Annotated in this window: 19 protein-coding genes; 15 read left to right on the forward strand and 4 right to left on the reverse strand. The window is 70.0% G+C overall.

Translation table 11 applies throughout. From position 1 onward, the window contains the following. Window positions 1–213: 213 nt before the first annotated feature. The gene (locus tag E9998_RS04800) at window positions 214–1,173 is read right to left on the reverse strand and encodes an ADP-ribosylglycohydrolase family protein (protein WP_136528571.1); all 960 of its coding nucleotides are present in this window, start codon (window positions 1,171–1,173) and stop codon (window positions 214–216) included. Window positions 1,174–1,311: 138 nt separating this feature from the next. Here E9998_RS04800 and E9998_RS04805 point away from each other — a divergent pair, with 138 nt between their 5' ends. The 3 genes from E9998_RS04805 to E9998_RS04815 all read left to right on the forward strand — a co-directional run bounded on the left by E9998_RS04805 (window position 1,312) and on the right by E9998_RS04815 (window position 5,236). Next, window positions 1,312–3,786 (forward strand): alpha-L-arabinofuranosidase C-terminal domain-containing protein, encoded by a 2,475-nt coding sequence (locus tag E9998_RS04805; protein ID WP_136528572.1) that lies wholly within the window; start codon window positions 1,312–1,314, stop codon window positions 3,784–3,786. A 108-nt stretch (window positions 3,787–3,894) separates the two neighbouring features. Continuing rightward, window positions 3,895–4,749, forward strand: coding sequence for an SDR family NAD(P)-dependent oxidoreductase (locus E9998_RS04810; RefSeq protein WP_136528573.1), 855 nt, complete (start codon window positions 3,895–3,897; stop codon window positions 4,747–4,749). 10 nt (window positions 4,750–4,759) lie between these two features. Next, window positions 4,760–5,236, forward strand: coding sequence for a MerR family transcriptional regulator (locus E9998_RS04815; RefSeq protein WP_136528574.1), 477 nt, complete (start codon window positions 4,760–4,762; stop codon window positions 5,234–5,236). Window positions 5,237–5,280: 44 nt separating this feature from the next. Here the strand turns inward: E9998_RS04815 and E9998_RS04820 are convergent, their stop codons facing one another. Further along, window positions 5,281–6,261, reverse strand: a complete 981-nt coding sequence (locus E9998_RS04820) for a COX15/CtaA family protein (RefSeq protein ID WP_136528575.1) — start codon at window positions 6,259–6,261, stop codon at window positions 5,281–5,283. Between the two features lie 162 nt (window positions 6,262–6,423). On the opposite strand from E9998_RS04820, the gene E9998_RS04825 reads away from it, so the two are divergent. The 12 genes from E9998_RS04825 to E9998_RS04880 all read left to right on the forward strand — a co-directional run bounded on the left by E9998_RS04825 (window position 6,424) and on the right by E9998_RS04880 (window position 15,229). After that, complete coding sequence (locus tag E9998_RS04825; protein ID WP_136528576.1) at window positions 6,424–7,155, forward strand: helix-turn-helix transcriptional regulator; 732 nt, start codon at window positions 6,424–6,426, stop codon at window positions 7,153–7,155. A 27-nt stretch (window positions 7,156–7,182) separates the two neighbouring features. Continuing rightward, window positions 7,183–8,616, forward strand: coding sequence for a Fe-S cluster assembly protein SufB (gene sufB, locus E9998_RS04830; protein ID WP_136528577.1), 1,434 nt, complete (start codon window positions 7,183–7,185; stop codon window positions 8,614–8,616). Window positions 8,617–8,650: 34 nt separating this feature from the next. Continuing rightward, complete coding sequence (gene sufD / locus E9998_RS04835) at window positions 8,651–9,838, forward strand: Fe-S cluster assembly protein SufD (protein WP_136528578.1); 1,188 nt, start codon at window positions 8,651–8,653, stop codon at window positions 9,836–9,838. After that, on the forward strand, window positions 9,835–10,185 hold the full coding sequence (locus E9998_RS04840; protein WP_136528579.1) for a non-heme iron oxygenase ferredoxin subunit: 351 nt from the start codon (window positions 9,835–9,837) through the stop codon (window positions 10,183–10,185). Before sufD ends, E9998_RS04840 begins: the two co-directional genes overlap by 4 nt. A gap of 11 nt (window positions 10,186–10,196) precedes the next feature. Beyond that, complete coding sequence (gene sufC / locus E9998_RS04845; RefSeq protein ID WP_136528580.1) at window positions 10,197–10,958, forward strand: Fe-S cluster assembly ATPase SufC; 762 nt, start codon at window positions 10,197–10,199, stop codon at window positions 10,956–10,958. A 20-nt stretch (window positions 10,959–10,978) separates the two neighbouring features. Beyond that, window positions 10,979–12,247 (forward strand): cysteine desulfurase, encoded by a 1,269-nt coding sequence (locus tag E9998_RS04850; RefSeq protein ID WP_136528581.1) that lies wholly within the window; start codon window positions 10,979–10,981, stop codon window positions 12,245–12,247. Next, window positions 12,247–12,702 (forward strand): Fe-S cluster assembly sulfur transfer protein SufU, encoded by a 456-nt coding sequence (gene sufU, locus E9998_RS04855; protein ID WP_136528582.1) that lies wholly within the window; start codon window positions 12,247–12,249, stop codon window positions 12,700–12,702. The genes E9998_RS04850 and sufU overlap by 1 nt, the downstream gene beginning before the upstream one ends. Beyond that, complete coding sequence (locus tag E9998_RS04860; RefSeq protein ID WP_136528583.1) at window positions 12,699–13,037, forward strand: metal-sulfur cluster assembly factor; 339 nt, start codon at window positions 12,699–12,701, stop codon at window positions 13,035–13,037. Before sufU ends, E9998_RS04860 begins: the two co-directional genes overlap by 4 nt. A 4-nt stretch (window positions 13,038–13,041) precedes the next feature. Continuing rightward, complete coding sequence (locus tag E9998_RS04865; protein ID WP_136528584.1) at window positions 13,042–13,707, forward strand: acVLRF1 family peptidyl-tRNA hydrolase; 666 nt, start codon at window positions 13,042–13,044, stop codon at window positions 13,705–13,707. Window positions 13,708–13,776: 69 nt separating this feature from the next. Continuing rightward, entirely contained in the window at window positions 13,777–14,544 is a 768-nt protein-coding gene (locus E9998_RS04870) for a CPBP family intramembrane glutamic endopeptidase (protein WP_136528585.1), read from the forward strand. A gap of 69 nt (window positions 14,545–14,613) precedes the next feature. Next, the gene (locus E9998_RS04875) at window positions 14,614–14,859 is read left to right on the forward strand and encodes a type II toxin-antitoxin system Phd/YefM family antitoxin (RefSeq protein ID WP_136528586.1); all 246 of its coding nucleotides are present in this window, start codon (window positions 14,614–14,616) and stop codon (window positions 14,857–14,859) included. Continuing rightward, entirely contained in the window at window positions 14,846–15,229 is a 384-nt protein-coding gene (locus E9998_RS04880) for a type II toxin-antitoxin system VapC family toxin (protein ID WP_136528587.1), read from the forward strand. The genes E9998_RS04875 and E9998_RS04880 overlap by 14 nt, the downstream gene beginning before the upstream one ends. Window positions 15,230–15,292: 63 nt before the next feature. Here E9998_RS04880 and E9998_RS04885 read toward each other — a convergent pair whose 3' ends face one another. Together E9998_RS04885 and E9998_RS04890 are read right to left on the reverse strand one after the other, a co-directional pair. Continuing rightward, window positions 15,293–15,910, reverse strand: coding sequence for an NADPH-dependent F420 reductase (locus E9998_RS04885; protein WP_136528588.1), 618 nt, complete (start codon window positions 15,908–15,910; stop codon window positions 15,293–15,295). A 47-nt stretch (window positions 15,911–15,957) separates the two neighbouring features. Then, a complete protein-coding gene (locus tag E9998_RS04890; protein ID WP_136528589.1) occupies window positions 15,958–17,556 on the reverse strand; it encodes an MDR family MFS transporter in 1,599 nt (532 codons plus the stop codon). Window positions 17,557–17,586 lie beyond the last annotated feature (30 nt).

Here is a 17,586-nt window from a genome sequence, read left to right on the forward strand (position 1 = left end):
CCCTGCCCCGCGGGTACGACATCGCGGTGCGCCCGGGCCGCCGATACGGCGATCGGAAAGGTGAACGGAGAGTCCGGGCAAAACGGACATCGATGGGTCCCCGGCAACAACCCTGCCGCGCGGGTACGACACCTGAGTCCGCTCCGGCCCGTCCCGGCCGGTCGCGGCCTCGTTCGAATATAGGGACCGCTTGCGCTGCAAGCGGTCCCGTCGTCATCCGCGTGCGATGAGGCGCTCGGCGACCGCCGCTATCGTCTCCCGGCCCTCGACCTGCGAGGCCCACTCCCGCGGCAGCGCGCCGAGGCCGTAGGCGGCGCCGTAGAGGTTGCCGAGGATCGCGCCGGTGGAGTCGGAGTCGCCGCTGTGGCTGACGGAGGCGACGAGCCCGGCGCGCACGTCGTCGGTACCGAGGAAGCAGTAGACGGCGATCGCCAGCGCCTCCTCGGCGATCCAGCCCCCGCCGAGCGCCTCCGTCGAGGCCGGGGCGGGCGGCACGTTCCCGGCCCGCTCGTAGGCGCCCTGGAGCGCCCGCAGGGTCTCCTCGCCGCCGGGCGCGTTCCCCAGGTGCAGCATCGCTTCGGACACGGCGAGCTGCGGGCCCTTGCCGTCGAGCAGGTGCGCGACGATCATCGCGAACGCGCCTGCCGAAGTCCCCGCCGTCGGGTGCCCGTGGGTCAGCGCCGAGCACCGCTCGGCGAGTCCGAAGGCGGCGACGGGGGAGGGGGCGAGGACGCCGAAGGGCGCCGAGCGCATGACGGTGCCGCAGCCCTTGGAGTTCATGTTGACGCCCGGCCCGCCGCCTTCGCGCAGTCCCGAGAGGCAGGCGTTGCCGGGGGCGCGGCGCGCGTACAGCCACGGTTCGGCGGCGAGTCCGCGGGCGCCCGCGGGCGGCATGTACTCCTTCTGCGTGGCGTACCAGCGCAGATAGGCCTCCCGCACCGAGCCGAACTCGCCGCCGGCCTCGGCGTCGAGCAGGCCCTCGGCGGTGAAGAGGGTCATCTGCGTGTCGTCGGAGACGTGGTTGTACCGCAGGTCGGTGACGCCCTCGGGACCCCAGGCCCGCGTGATCGTGTCGATGTGGTCGAACTCCACCTGGTAGCCGAGGGCGTCGCCCACCGCGCCGCCGACCAGGCAGCCCAAGACGCGGTCGCGCCGCGAAATCGCTTGTGTCACACCCGGATTCTAGGGGCCGCGCGCCGGCGGGGCCTCGTCCGCGAGGCCGCCGTGGGCCGCCGCTTGACTGAGTGACCGTTAACATGCACAATGCATTGACATGTTTCAACACCTTCCTCCGCAAAGGAACGGGAGTCGATGAAGTTTCCGACCAGCACGAGAGCCGTGACCCTGGCCGCCGCCGCGGCCGTCGCGATCTCCTCCCTCACCGCCTCTGAGGCCGCGGCCCAGGACGCCGACGCGCGCATCGACGTCGACCTCTCCGACGCCACCGCCATCTCCGACGAGCTCTACGGCCTGTTCTACGAGGACATCAACCACGCCGCCGACGGCGGCCTCTATGCCGAGCTCGTCCAGAACCGTTCCTTTGAGTTCAGCGCCGCCGACGAGGGCTCCTACCACCCGCTGACCGCCTGGCAGGTCACCGGCACGGCCGCCGTCGCCGACGAGCACCCCCTCAACGACGCCAACCCCTCCTACCTCAGCGCCGCCGCCGGCACCGCGATCGTCAACGCGGGCTACAACACCGGCATGGCCTTCGCCGACGGCGACGACTACGACCTCAGCGTCTGGGCGAGCGCCGACGCCCCGACCGAACTGCGCGTCGCCCTCCTCGACGCCGACGGGAACCCCCTCTCCGCCACCGAGAAGATCCGCGTCAAGGGCAACGGCCAGTGGAAGCGGTACGAGGCGGAGCTGACCGCCGACGCCGACGCCACCACGGGCCGACTCGCCGTCACGACCACCGGCGCGGCCGACCTCGACATGGTCTCCCTCTTCCCCGAGGACACCTACAGGGGCCGCGAGAACGGCCTCCGCGCCGACCTCGCCGAACTCATCGCCGACCTCGACCCCGGCTTCCTGCGCTTCCCGGGCGGCTGCATCGTCAACACCGGCTCCTTCGACCCCGACAGCCGCGAGCGGGCCTACAACTGGAAGGACACCGTCGGCCCCGTCGAGGAGCGCCCGACCAACCACAACTTCTGGGGCTACAACCAGTCCTACGGCCTCGGGTACTTCGAGTACTTCCAGTTCGCCGAGGACATCGGCGCCGAACCGCTCCCGGTCGTCCCCGTCGGCGTGACCGGCTGCGGCGACTCGGCCGAGATCACCGACCCCGAAGAACTCGACCGCTGGGTCCAGGACACGCTCGACCTGATCGAGTTCGCCAACGGCCCCGTCACCTCCGAATGGGGCTCGGTGCGCGCCTCGATGGGCCACCGCAAGCCCTTCGGCCTGGAGAAGATCGGCCTCGGCAACGAGGAGTACAAGGAGCAGTACTACGCCAACTACCCGGCGTTCCAGGACGCGATCCGCGAGGCCTACCCCGACATCGAGATCGTCGCGAACTCCGGTGTGGACGACACCGGCGACGTGTTCGACCGCAGTTGGGAGTTCGCCCGCGAGCAGGGCGCCGACCTCGTCGACGAGCACTACTACAACTCGCCGGAGTGGTTCTTCTCCAACAACGAGCGCTACGACTCCTACGACCGGCAGGGCCCGCACGTCTTCGTCGGCGAGTACGCCTCCCGCTCCAACACCTGGTGGAGCGCCCTCTCCGAGGCCTCCTACCTCACCGGCATCGAACGCAACGGCGACGTGGTCGACATGGCCTCCTACGCCCCGCTCCTGTCCAACATCGACTACGTCGACTGGGCGCCCGACATGATCTGGTTCGACAACCACCGCACGGTGAAATCCGCCAGCTACGAGGTGCAGCACCTGTTCGCGAACAACGCCGGCGACGAGGTCCTGGCATCCACCCTGGACGCCTCCCCGATCGCCTCCCCGGACATCGCGGGCGGCATCGGCCTCGCCACCTGGAACACCGCCGCGACCTACGACGACGTCACCGTGACCGGCGCCGACGGCGCCCCGCTCTTCGCCGACGACTTCGCCGACGGCGCCGCCGACTGGACCGTCGGCGGCAACACCGCCGGCGTCTGGGAGGCCGCCGACGGCGCCTACAGCCAGACCGCCCTGGTCGAGGACGCCCGCAGCACCGCCGGCTCGGCCGACTGGTCGAACTACACCCTCGAGCTCCAGGCCACCAAGACCGCCGGCAGCGAGGGCTTCCTCGTCATGTTCGGCGTCCAGGGCACCGGCGACTACTACTGGTGGAACCTCGGCGGCTGGAACAACACCACCTCCGCGGTCGAGAAGGCCACCGGCGGCGGCAAGTCCACCCTCGTCAACCACGACACCGTCATCGAGACCGGCCGAACCTACGACCTCAAGATCGAGGTCTCCGGCCGCACCATCACCGGCTACGTCGACGGCGTCGAGGCCTTCAGCGTCGTCGACGAGCAGCAGATCGAACCGCTCTACCAGGTCGTCACCCGCGACGAGCGCACCGGCGAGATCACCCTCAAGGTCGTCAACGCCCAGGACCGCGCTATGACCACCGACGTGAACCTGGACGGTCGCACCCTCAAGGACAAGGCCGAGGTCACCACCATCGCCTGCGACCCCGCCTGCGACAACCTCCTCGGCGAGGAGCAGGTTGCCTACCCCGTCACCGAACAGGTCCGCGGCCTCGGCAACGAGTTCACCTACGAGTTCGAGCCCTACTCCGTCACCTTCATCACCCTCAAACCCCAAGGCCGCCATTGATAAAGCAGTGCCAGCGAGGCGGCCCCGGAACCCGTTCCGGGGCCGCCCCCATGACCCCTGCCACAATGGTTTGCGTTCGAGCGCGCTCGAAGCCATAGCGTCGTCCCCATGCAGCAGGAGACCTGGGTCATCACCGGCGCGAACCGCGGCCTCGGCCGCTCCCTCGCCGCCGCCGTACTCGCCACCGGCCACAACGTGGTCGCCGCCGTCCGCGACCCCGCGGGACTGGACGACCTCACCACCGTCCACCCCGACCGCCTCGCCGCCGTCGCCTTCGACGTCACCGACACCGAGGCCGCCCCCGGCCTCGCCCAAGCCGCCCTCGACCGCTTCGGCCGCATCGACGTCCTCGTCAACAACGCCGGAGGCGCGGTCGTCGGCGCCGTCGAAGAGGTCGGCGACCGGCGACTGCGCGACCAGATGGACCTCCACCTCTTCGGGCCCGCCGCCCTCGTCCGCGCAGCCCTGCCCGCCATGCGCGCCCAGGGCCGCGGCACGATCGTCCAGATGAGCAGCCAGGGCGGCCGCATCTCCTTCCCCGGCGTCTCGGCCTACTCCGCCTCCAAGTTCGCCCTCGAAGGCTGGTCAGAGTCCCTCGCCGGCGAAGTGGCGCCCTTCGGGGTCCGCGTCATGATCGTCGAGCCCAGCCGCTTCCGCACCGGCTTCCACGGATCGCTCGAGTTCGCCGAGGCCGCCGAAGCCTACGGCGACGGCCTCGCCGCCGTCCGCGCCGACATGGCCGGAGTGGACGGACGCCAGGAAGGGGACCCCGACAAGGCCGCCCGTATCATCGCCGACCTGGTGAGCGGTGACGAGCTCCCGCTCCGGCTCCCGCTGGGCGCCGAAGCGGTCCTGCGCCTGAGCGCCGCCCACCGCACCGGCCTCGCCGAGATCGAACGCCTCGCCGACCTCGCCCGCAGTGCCGACTTCGACGGAGTGGCCCCCTCCGTCCGCCCGGTCTAGGGTTCGGACCATGGCCACCGACGAACTCCTGGCGCGGGCGCTCGCATCGCTCGGCGACGGCGGCCCGGTCTCGGCCGAGGCGATCCGCCGCCTCACCGACCCGGCCGACGTCCCCGAGTCCATGACGATCGCCGAGGCCGCCGACCTCCTCGACGTCTCGGCCCACACGCTCCGGTACTACGAGCGCGCCGGGCTCATCGCGGTCGCCCGCGACGCCCTCGGCCACCGCGTCTACGACACCGCCGCCGTGCGCCGCCTCGTGTTCCTCACCCGGATGCGCCTGTCCGGCATGCCGATGCGCGACCTCCAGCACTACATCGCCCTGGTCGACGCGGGCGCCCACACCGTGCCCGAGCGACTCGACATGCTCATCGAGCACCGCGACACCGTGCGCCGCCGCATCCGCGAACTCACGCTCTCCCTCGCCGCCACCGAGTTCAAGATCGCCGCCTACGGCGGCGAGGCCGCCCCCGAATCCCCGGAATGACGAACGGCCCCGGGCGAATGCCCGGGGCCGTCCGGCAGTCTCGTCTACGCGGCCGGCTCGGGCTCGCGCTCCACGATGACGTCGCCCTCGCGCTCGCCGTGGATCTCGTAGTGCAGCGGCACCGCCTCGACGCTCGGTTCGCGGCGGCGCAGACTGAAGGGCACCGCGACCGCGGCCACCCACAGCACGCCCGCGCCGAGCATGTGCAGGCCCACCAGGAGCTCGGGCAGGTCGAGGTAGTACTGGACGTAGCCGATGACGCCCTGGGAGAGCTCCACCGCCAGCAGCGCGTAAGCGACACGCCGCGCGGCGAGCGGCGCCTTCACCGCGTGGAGCGCGGCGATGAGCGCCACCGTCAGGCCCAGCAGCAGCCACACCGCGTCCGCGTGGAGCTGCGACATCAGCGCCGGGTCCATCCCGTTGCGCGGCGTGTCGGCGTCGCCCGCGTGCGGACCCGAACCGGTCACCACCACGCCGAGCACGATCACCGCGAACGCGACCCCCACGATCCCGCGGCCCAGCAGCACCACCGCGCGCGGCACCAGCTCGACCACCTCGCCGTCCGGCTCGCCCGAGCGCGCGTACAGCGCCACCGACAGCGCGACCAGCGGGATCGAGGCCAGGAAGTGCAGGCCCACCACCCACGGGTTCAGGTTCGTCCATACCGTGATCCCGCCGATGATCGCCTGCACCGGGACGTACAGCATCCCCAGCACCGCGAGCCGCACCAGCGAGGTCCGCCGCGGAATCCGCAGCCACGCCGCCAGCAGCGCGCCCAGCGCGACCGCCACCAGGGCGAACGTCAGCACCCGGTTCCCGAACTCGATCACCCCGTAGATCCCCATCTCAGGGGTCGTGGTGAGGGAGTCGGCGGTGCACTTGGGCCACTCCGGGCAGCCCAGGCCGGACTCGGTCAGGCGCACCGCGCCGCCGGTCACGATGATGCCGACGTTCGCGATCACGCTGGCGAACGCCCACCGCCGAATCGCCTTGGGCTGTCCGAACCACCGCTGCAAGAGCTTCACGCCGCGAATCTAACCCCTTGCCTGCGAGGGAGGGCACCGCGGTCCGCCTGGTGTGGGCCGCGCCGTGCGTGACAGGTGAGGTTAGGCAAACCTGCGTGCCCCGTCTCACCATCGGCCATCTCGACGCTTCCCGGCGAATTAAGTAACATTTACCTTGTGGAAATGGTGACGAGGGCGACCAGCCACTCGACGGACGGGGACACCCGCCGCCGAGTGACGCGGCTGCTGCTCGAAGGCGGCCACGCCACGGCCGCCGACCTCGCGCGATCCCTCGGCATCACCGCCACCGCCACCCGCCGCCATCTCGACGCGATGGAGGCCGAGGGCCAGGTCGAGACCCGCGTGGTCAGGACCGCAGGCCGCGGCAGGCCCGCCAGGAGCTACCAGCTCACGGCGGCCGCCCGCACCTCCCTCGGCCACACCTACGACGACCTCGCGATGGAGGCGCTGCGCTGGATCCGCCGGTTCGAAGGCGAGGACGCCGTCGGCGGCTTCGCCGCCGAGCAGGTCGCGCGCCTGGAGGCCCGCTGCCGGGCCGCCCTGGACGCGGTCGACTCGCAGGACCCGATGGCCCGCGCCCAGGCGCTGGCGAACGCCATGTCCGGGGAGGGCTACGCCGCCACGGCGTCGGTCATCGCCTCGGGCGGGCAGATCTGCCAGCACCACTGCCCGGTGGCGGGCGTGGCCGCGGAGTTCCCGCAGCTGTGCGAGGCGGAGACCAGGGTGATCAGCCGCCTGCTGGGCGTCCACGTCCAGCGGCTGGCCACGATCGCCAACGGGGACGGGGTGTGCACCACCCACGTGCCCGGAACGAAGCGCGGCCCCCGGGCCGCGGGCGCCGAAGGGGGAGGCGGCCCCGTGCCGCTGCCCGACCCCGGACGCGCGGACCGATAACCCGACAGGTCAAAGGTGAGTCTTGAGATGACCGACACGCACAAGAGCGAACCGCTGAGCCAGGAGGAGGCCCTCGCCTCCCTGGAGCGGTACGAGTACGGCTGGGCCGACTCGGACGCCGCCGGCGCCAACGCGCGCCGCGGTCTGACCGAGGAGGTCGTCCGCGACATCTCCGCGCGCAAGAGCGAACCCGAATGGATGCTCGACCTGCGCCTGAAGGGCCTCAAGCTCTTCGGCCGCAAGCCGATGCCCAACTGGGGCGCCGACCTGTCCGGCATCGACTTCGACAACATCAAGTACTACGTCGAGGCCTCCGAGAAGCAGGCCGAGTCCTGGGAGGACCTGCCCGAGGACATCAAGAAGACCTACGACAAGCTGGGCATCCCCGAGGCCGAGCGCCAGCAGCTCGTCTCCGGCGTCGCCGCCCAGTACGAGTCGACGGTGCTCTACCACTCCATCCGCGAGGACCTGGAGCAGCAGGGCGTGGTCTTCATGGACACCGACACCGGCCTGCGCGAGCACCCGGAGATCTTCAAGGAGTACTTCGGCTCCGTGATCCCGGTCGGCGACAACAAGTTCGCCGCGCTCAACACCGCCACCTGGTCGGGCGGCTCCTTCATCTACGTGCCCAAGGGCGTCCACGTCGACATCCCGCTCCAGGCCTACTTCCGGATCAACACCGAGAACATGGGCCAGTTCGAGCGCACGCTCATCATCGCCGACGAGGGCTCGTTCGTGCACTACATCGAGGGCTGCACCGCCCCGGTGTACTCCTCGGACTCGCTGCACTCCGCGGTCGTGGAGATCATCGTCAAGAAGGACGCCCGCGTCCGCTACACGACCATCCAGAACTGGTCGTCCAACGTCTACAACCTGGTCACCAAGCGCGCGATCGCCGAGCAGGGCGCGACCATGGAATGGGTCGACGGCAACCTCGGCTCCAAGGTCACCATGAAGTACCCGGCCGTGGTCATGGTCGGCGAGCACGCCAAGGGCGAGGTCCTGTCGGTCGCGATGGCCGGCGAGGGCCAGCACCAGGACACCGGCGCCAAGATGACCCACGCCGCGCCGAACACCTCCTCGACGATCGTCTCCAAGTCGATCTCCCGGGGCGGCGGTCGCACCTCCTACCGCGGCCTGGTCAAGGTCGACGAGGGCTCGCACCACTCCAAGTCGACGGTCAAGTGCGACGCGCTCCTGGTCGACACGATCTCGCGCTCCGACACCTATCCTTACGTGGACATCCGCGAGGACGACGTGGACATGGGCCACGAGGCGACGGTCTCCAAGATCGGCGAGGACCAGATGTTCTACCTCATGAGCCGCGGCCTCACCGAGGACGAGGCGGCCGCCATGATCGTGCGCGGGTTCATCGAGCCCATCGCGAAGGAACTGCCGATGGAGTACGCCCTGGAGCTCAACAGGCTCATCGAACTCCAGATGGAAGGCGCGGTCGGTTAAGCGACCGGGACCAGGACTAGGAACCAGAGATTTCATGAGCATCGAATTGGCGACCGCCAAGCCGCACACCCACGGCGCGGGCGAGGTGCCCCCGAAGACGAAGTCGCAGCTGCTGCGCTCGTTCGAGCCCGCCGACTTCCCGGCACTGACCGGTCGCGAAGAGGATTGGCGCTTCACGCCGATCAAGCGTCTCGCGGGCCTGGACTCGGCCGAGACCGCGCCCGCGGCCAAGGCCGCCGAGTACGCCGTCCGCAGCCTGTCCGGAGGGGTCACCGCCGAGGCGATCGGCAAGGACGACGAGCGGCTGGGCTCCATCCTCACGCCCTTCGACCGGCCCAGCGCCGTCGCCTGGGCCAAGAGCGAGAAGGCCCTCCTCGTCGCCGTCGCGCCCGAGACCGCCGTGTCCGAGCCGATCTGGATCGACGTCACCGGCGGCGGCCTCGACGGCGCCACCTGGGCGCACACGTTCATCGAGGTCGGGCATCATGCCGACGCCACCGTCATCGTGCGCCACACCGGCCAGGCCCGCCTGGGCGACAACGTGGAGATCTCGGTCGGCGACGGCGCGCACCTGCGCCTGGTCGTCGTCGCCGAATGGGACCGCGAGTCCACCCACGTCGAGCACCAGAAGGCCCGCCTCGGCCGCGACGCGAAGCTCGACCACATCGCCGTCACGCTCGGCGGCGACCTCGTGCGCCAGTACCTGTCGATCGACTACGCCGCCCAGGGCGGCTCCGTCGACGCCCTCGGCCTCTACTTCGCCGACGCCGGCCAGCACCTCGAACAGCGCCAGCTCGTGGACCACTCCGTCCCCGACTGCCGCTCGAACGTGAACTACCGCGGCGCCCTCCAGGGCGAGACCGCCCACACCGTGTGGGTCGGCGACGTCCTCATCCAGGACAAGGCCACCGGCACCGACACGTACGAGATCAACCGCAACCTCGTCCTCTCCGACGGCGCCCGCGCCGACTCGGTCCCCAACCTGGAGATCGAGACCGGCGAGATCGTCGGCGCCGGGCACGCCTCCACGACCGGCCGCTTCGACGAGGAGCACCTGTTCTACCTCCAGTCGCGCGGCATCCCCGAGCCCGAGGCCCGTCGCCTGGTCGTGCGCGGCTTCTTCAACGAGATCCTCCAGAAGGTCCCCGACGAGGCGCTCCGCGAGGAGCTCACCGAACTCGTCGTCGCCCGCCTGGACGCCGAGGCCGGTGCCACGGCATGAGTGAGACCGTGACCGACGACGACTTCCTGCGCGTCTGCGCGCTCGGGGACCTGCCGGAGGCCGAGCCCGTCGCGGCCGACATCCACGGCACCTCGATCGTGCTCGTGCGCAAGGGCGAGGAGGTCTTCGCCCTCTACGACGAGTGCTCCCACGCCGCCGTGGCGCTCTCCGAGGGCGACGTCGAGGACTGCTCGATCGAATGCTGGCTCCACGGGTCGAGCTTCGACCTGCGCACCGGCAAGCCGTCCGGCCCGCCCGCCACGGTCGCCGTCCCGACCTACCCGGTCGAAGTCCGCGACGGCGACGTCTACCTCAGCCTGAAACCCAAGACCACCGAAAACGCCTGAAGGAATCTGCAATGAGCAAGCTCGAAATCCGCGACCTGCACGTCTCGGTCAACACCGACGAGGGCGCCAAGCCGATCCTGCACGGCGTCGACCTGACCATCTCCTCCGGGGAGACCCACGCCATCATGGGCCCCAACGGGTCCGGCAAGTCGACCCTGGCCTACTCGCTGGCCGGGCACCCGAAGTACGAGATCACCGGCGGCACCGTCCTGCTCGACGGCGAGGACGTCCTGGAGATGAGCGTCGACGAGCGCGCCCGCGCCGGCCTCTTCCTCGCCATGCAGTACCCGGTCGAGGTCCCCGGCGTCAGCGTCTCCAACTTCCTGCGCACCGCCAAGACCGCCGTCGACGGCGAGGCCCCCAAGATCCGCACCTGGATGAAGGACCTCAAGGGCGCGATGGCCGACCTCAAGATGGACGAGGCCTTCGTCAACCGCAACGTCAACGAGGGCTTCTCCGGCGGCGAGAAGAAGCGCCACGAGATCCTCCAGATGGAGCTGCTCAAGCCCAAGTTCGCGATCCTCGACGAGACCGACTCCGGCCTCGACGTCGACGCGCTGCGCACCGTCTCCGAGGGCATCAACCACGCCAAGGCCACCAGCGAGTCCGGCGTCCTGCTCATCACGCACTACACGCGCATCCTGCGCTACGTGAAGCCCGACTTCGTCCACGTCTTCGTCGACGGCAGGATCGCCGAAGAGGGCGGCCCCGAACTGGCCGACAAGCTCGAAGCCGAAGGCTACGAGTCCTACGTCGGCACCAAGGCCGCCTAGACCACAGGAAGAAGGAGCCCGTGGAGGCAGTCTCCAAGCTCGACGTCGAGGCGATCCGCGCCGACTTCCCGATCCTCCAGCGCAGGATCGGGGACAAACCGCTGGCCTACCTCGACTCGGCCGCCACCTCGCAGAAGCCCGTCCAGGTGGTCGACGCGATGCGCCGCTTCACCGACCACTCGAACGCGAACATCTCGCGCTCGGTCCACACGCTCGGCGCCGAGGCCACCGAGGCGTACGAGGGCGCCCGCGCCCGCGTCGCCGCCTTCATCGGCGCCCCGAGCGCCGACGAGGTGGTGTTCACCAAGAACTCCACCGAAGCGATCAACCTGCTGGCCTACGCGTTCCAGAACGCCGCGCTCGATCCGCACGCCGACCCGAGGTTCCGCCTCGCGCCCGGCGACGAGATCGTCGTGACCGAGATGGAGCACCACGCCAACCTCATCCCGTGGCAGCAGCTCGCGCTGCGCACCGGGGCGACGCTGAAGTGGATCGGCATCACCGACCACGGCCGCCTCGACCTCGAAGCGGTCCCCGAGGTCATCACCGAACGCACGAAGCTGGTCTCGTTCACGCACGTCGCGAACCTGCTCGGCACCGTCAACCCGACCTCGCAGATCACCGCCCGCGCCCGCGAGGTCGGCGCGCTCGTCGGCCTCGACGCCTCCCAGTCCGTCCCCCACATTCCCGTGAACGTGGCGGACCTCGGCGTCGACTTCATCGCCTTCACCGGACACAAGATGCTCGGCCCCACCGGCATCGGCGTCCTGTGGGCGAAAGCGGACCTGCTCGACGCGATGCCCCCGTTCCTCACGGGCGGCTCCATGATCAAGACCGTCACCATGGAGAAGACGACGTTCGCCGAGGCGCCCGCCAAGTTCGAGGCCGGCACCCCGCCGATCGCCGAAGCCGTGGGCCTCGCCGCCGCCGTCGACTACCTCGACGCACTCGGCATGGAGAACGTGCGCGCCCACGAGAAGGAGCTCGCCGGGTACATGCTCGAACGGCTCGAATCCGTCGACGGCCTCACCGTCATCGGCCCCCGCGTCCCCATCGGCCGCGGCGCCACCGTCTCCTTCACGTTCGCCGACATCCACCCCCACGACGTCGGGCAGATCCTCGACGCCGAGGGCATCGCCGTCCGGGTCGGCCACCACTGCGCCAAACCCACCTGCGACCGCTTCGGCGTCAACGCCACCACCCGCGCCTCGGGGTACGTCTACAACACCCACGAGGAAATAGACCGGCTCGTGGCGGCGTTGGCCCAGGTGCGAAAGGTGTTCGGCTGATGGACCTCGACGAGCTGTACCAGGAAGTGATCCTGGACCACTACAAGCGCCCCCGCGGCGCCGGCCTGCGCGAACCCTACGAGGGCGAGTCCCACCAGGTCAACCCGACCTGCGGCGACGAGATCACCCTCCGGGTCCACGTGAAGGGCGACCGGGTCGCCGACGTCTCCTACGAGAACGTCGGCTGCTCGATCTCCAAGGCCTCCGCGTCGGTGCTGTACGAACTCGTCCACGACACGACCGTGGACGACGCGCTCGCCCGCCTGGCCGAGTTCACCGAGCTCATGAACTCCAAGGGCCAGTCCGATGGCGACGAGGAGACCCTTGAGGACGCCGTCGCGTTCGCGGGCGTCTCGAAGTACCCCATGCGCGTCAAATGCGCGCTGCTGGGCTGGATGGCGTTCAAGGACGCCCTGGTCCGAGCTGAAGCCGAAACCGGAGGGAGCCGCCCATGACCGACACCGTGAAGGCCAAGGAGGAGGACATCCTCGAAGCCATGAAGGACGTGGTCGACCCCGAGCTGGGCATCAACGTCGTCGACCTCGGCCTCATCTACGGCGTCCACGTCGACGAGCAGAACGTGGTCACCCTCGACATGACACTCACCTCGGCGGCCTGCCCGCTGACCGACGTCATCGAGGACCAGTCCCGCTCGGCCCTGTGCTCCGGTCCCGAGGGCGGCCTCGCCACCGACCTCAAGATCAACTGGGTGTGGATCCCGCCGTGGGGCCCCGACAAGATCACCGACGACGGACGCGACCAGCTCCGGGCCCTCGGCTTCAACGTCTGACCGGATGACCTCGACCTCCAGGGAGCGGTCCGCGTCCGGCGGCGGCCGGATCGTCGAGATCGAGCCCGAGCGGCTCCCGCGCTGGGTCGCCAACTTCGGCGACCGCAACGGCGGCATCGCCGCCCACCACGCCGAGGGCGACGCCTGGACGATCGAGTCCAACGGCGGCACGTCGGCCGGCATCCGCTGGGTGCTGGCCGACGGCCTGCCCGCCGCCTGGCTCCTCGACCCCGACCCGATCGTCGCCGCCGAGCACCTGCGCGACTACGCCCTCGAACCCCGCCGCATCGCCGTCCTCCTGGCCCGCAAGGGCGCCTACTCCGTCGGCGTCGTCAGCGACGGCCGCGTCGCCGCCTCCAAGACCGACACCGCCTACGTCCAGGGCAAGACCAAGGCCGGCGGCCAGTCCCAGCAGCGCTTCGCCCGCCGCCGCGACGGCCAGGCCAAAGCGGCCGAGAAACGCGCCAAGGACGCCGTCTTCGCCGTCCTCGGCACCGCCGCCTTCGACGCCCTCGTCACCGGCGGCCCCGTCGAAGGCATCCTCGAAGACCCCCGCCTGCGCCACCTGCAACCGAACGTCCACTTCGGCGACATCCCCGAACCCAAGCAGGCCCTCCTCACCACGACCGCCTACCGCGCCATCGGCTTCAGCATCCGCCTCACCGACTGACCGGCGCACCGCGCGCCGTTGCCGCCCCTCCCTAGACTGTCCTCGCCCCCTGCCGCGAAGGACACCGCCATGGCCAGCTCGCCCGCCCGCGCCCTGCTGTTCGCCGCCGCCCTCCAACTCGCCCGCTTCGGCCTCATCCTCGGCGCCCTCGAAATCGCCCCCGACCTCGGCATACACGGCTGGTACCAGGGCCTGTTCGCCAACGCCGTCTGCGCCATCTTCGCCATCGCCGCCGTCACCGGCCTCCGCATGTGGCACCACACCGGGATCGCCACCCTCTGGCGCTCCAAGCGCGCCGCACTCCTTCTGCTGCCCTTCGTGTTCGAAGCCTTCATCTGGCTCGCCTACCCCGGCGGCTTCGGCCCGCAGGCCCCCGGCTACGGCCTCTGGGCCCTGACGCTCCTCCTCGTCGGCCTCAACGAGGAACTCACCTCCCGCGTCGCCGTCCTCGGCACCCTCCGCAAGGCCTTCCGCGCCGGACCAGCGGTCGCGCTCACCGGGATCATGTTCGGCCTCCAGCACCTGTCCCAGCTCGCGACCGGCTCGCCCTCCACCGAGGACCTGCTGGTCCTCCTCGCCATCACCGGCGTCTACGGCTACGCCCTGGCCGCCTTCCAGTTCCGCTTCGCCTGGCTGCTTCCGCTCGTCCTGCTCCACGCCGCCAGCGACTTCACCCAGATCCTCACCGACGCACCCGTACCCTTCGCGATGCACATCCTCATCACCCTCGGCCTCCTGGCCTTCGGCCTCGCCCTCATGCGAGGCCGCCGCGACGCGCCGACCGGAGCACCGCTCTTCGCGAAGCCGAGCACCAGGGAGCGCCCGTCGCCAACATGACCGCGACCCCGGGACCGCTCGCAACCTCCAACACTAGCTAAGTCTGGTCTAGTCTGATAAGCTCACGGCATGACGTACGTCGTGAACATCCATGAGGCCAAGACCCAGTTGTCTCGGCTGGTTGAGCGCGCCTCCCACGGTGAGCACATCGTCATCGCGAAGGCGGGCAAGCCGCTGGTGGACCTGATCCCGCATCGCGAGCGGAAGGTGACCTTCGGCTTGCTGAAGGACCAGCTCGAATACGACGACGACGTGTTCGACATCGACCCCGACATCCAGGCGATGTTTTACGGGGACGCCGATGCTCCTGCTTGACAGCCAGACCGCGTTGTGGGCGATGAGCGACGGACCGCGGCTCGGTCCGCTCGCGAGGCGGCGCATCGAGTCGGCCGCTTCGGTGCACGTCTCGGTCGCCACGGTCTGGGAGCTGACCATCAAGGCGATGCTCGGCAAGTTGAAGATCCCGGCCGACTTCGCCGCCCAAGTCGAGTCCAGCGGACTCGAACTCCTCGAAATCTCGGCGGATCACGCCGAAGGGCTGCGCGATTTTCCCGAACTGGTGCGCCACGACCCGTTCGACCGCCTGATCATCTCGCAGGCGCAGCAGCACCGACTGACACTGCTGACCGCCGACGGCGTCCTGCTCGGCCTCGGCCGCGACTTCGTGGTGGATTCGACCTTGTAGCGACGGGCATTGCGACGCGGAAGGGAGGGCGCCGCATCGGCGCCCTCCCTTCGGTCGTTCGGGTCAGGCGGGTTTGAAGGTGAGCTCGGTGGCCCAGCCGCCTTGGATCTGGTCCTGGACCTTCATGTGGAGCAGTTGGAAGGCTTCGAGGACGCGGGCGTGCTTGAGGCCGCCGACGTCGATCGGGCGCAGGTCGGCGTCGAGGCAGAGGCCGGTGACGGTCTTCTTGGCGTCGGGGTCGTCGCCGGCGATGAAGACGTCGAGCGGCGTCGAGTTCGCCAGGCGCGAGGCGAAGGTGGTGTTGAAGGCCTTGACGACGCGCGTGCCGGGGGCGGCCGCGGCGATCTCCTCGGCCGCGGACTTCCCTTCGGGCGTGACGAGGCCGTCGAAGGTGGTGAAGTCGACCGGGTTGCAGATGTCGATCACGGTCTTGCCGGCGAGTTCGGAGGCCCACATCTCGGCGAGCTGCTTGCTCGCCTCGTACGGGGTCGCGAACACGATGACCTCGGCGCCGGCGGTGCCGTCGAGGATCTCGCCCGAGGCGCTGTCGCCGAGTTCGGCGGCGAGGTCGGCCGCCTTGTCGGGCTCGCGGTCGGCGATGCGGACGCGGTGGCCGCCGCGCACGAGGCGCAGGCCGATGCCGCGGGCCATGTTGCCCGAGCCCACGATCAGGATCTCCATGTGTTCTCCTCCTTGTTCGTCCTGTGTCGACAGGTCTGGCGGGGCGTTCAGGGCGAGGTCTCGGCCTTGATCTCGGCGGCCTTGGCGTCGGGGTCGTCCTCGAGGGAGGCCTGGGTGCTGCGCAGCGTCAGGTTCGGCATGAACAGGGTGAGGACCACGGTGACGGCGGCGATGCACGCGGCCACGAGGAAGACGCGGTCGAGCCCGTCGGTGAAGGCCTGCTGGACGACCTCTCTGACCGGGTCGGGCAGGTGGGCGACGACGGTGGGGGACTCCATGACCGCCGAGAGGTCCGAGGCGCCGAACGCGGCCGCCTCCTCGGGGGTCAGCTGCGCGACCGCCCCGGGGAGGTTCGCGCCGAGCTCGTCGTCGAGGCGCGCGGTCATGACCGCGCCGAGCACGGCGGTGCCGACCGCGCCGCCGAGCGAGCGGGCGAAGTTGTTGGTGCTGGTGCCCGCGCCGAGGTCCTCGAGCTTGACGATGTTCTGCATCGCCAGCACGAGCGGCTGCATGAACATGCCCATGCCGATGCCCAGGACCAGCAGGTAGGCGCTGGAGAGCCACAGCGGCGTCTCGACGTGCAGGTTGGTGAACAGCCACAGGCCCGAGGTGATGACGATCGACCCGGCGACCAGGAACCACTTATAGCGCCCGAGCCGGGAGATCACGAAGCCCGAGGAGACCGAGGTGAGCACCATGCCGCACATCATCGGCAGCATGAGCAGGCCCGACTCGGTGGGGGAGTAGCCGCGGACCATCTGGAAGAACAGCGGGATGTACACGATGCCCGAGAACATGCCGACGCCGAAGATGAGCGCGATGACGCTGGCGAGCGCGAAGGTGCCCTGCTTGAACATGCGCAGGGGCAGGATGGGCTCTTTCGCGCGGGTCTCGGTGAGGACGAACGCGGCGGTGAGCACGCCCGCGGCGGTGAACAGGCCGACGATCTGCGGCGAGCTCCACGCGTAGTCGTTGCCGCCCCAGGTGACGGCCAGGAGGAGGCTCACGACGGCGGGCACGAGGCAGGCGGCGCCGAGCCAGTCGATGCGGTGGGGCCGGGTGGGGAAGTGGTGGCGGCGCAGGATCTGGTTCACCGCGATCATCGCGGCGAAGCCGAGCGGCAGGTTGATGTAGAAGATCCACCGCCAGTCGACCTCGGCGAGCCAGCCGCCGAGGACGGGCCCGGCGACCGAGGAGATCCCGAAGACCGCGCCGAAGAAGCCCTGGTAGCGGCCCCTGTCGCGGGGCGAGACGACGTCGGAGACGACGGTGAAGGCGAGCGTGATGAGGCCGCCGCCGCCCAGGCCTTGGAGCCCTCGGAAGATCACCAGCTGGAGCATGTTCTGCGCCAGGCCAGCGAGCGCGGAGGCGACGAGGAAGATGACGATGGCGGTGAGGATGACCGGGCGCCTGCCGTAGAGGTCGCTGAGCTTGCCGTACAGCGGGACGGAGGCGGTGGTCGCGATGAGGTAGGCGGTGACGACCCACGTGTAGTCGTCCATGCCGTCGAGGTCGCCGACGATGGTGGGCAGCGCGGTGCCGACGATGGTCTGGTCGAGCGAGGCGAGGAGCATGGTGAGCATGAGGGCGCCGAAGAGCGTGTACAGCTCTCTTCGGCTCATGCCCGCCGCGCCCGGTGCGCTCATAGGTGCGAGCGTATGGCCCGCCTCGGCGGA

This window comes from Glycomyces paridis (assembly GCF_004912155.1).
GTDB lineage: Bacteria > Actinomycetota > Actinomycetes > Mycobacteriales > Micromonosporaceae > Glycomyces > Glycomyces paridis.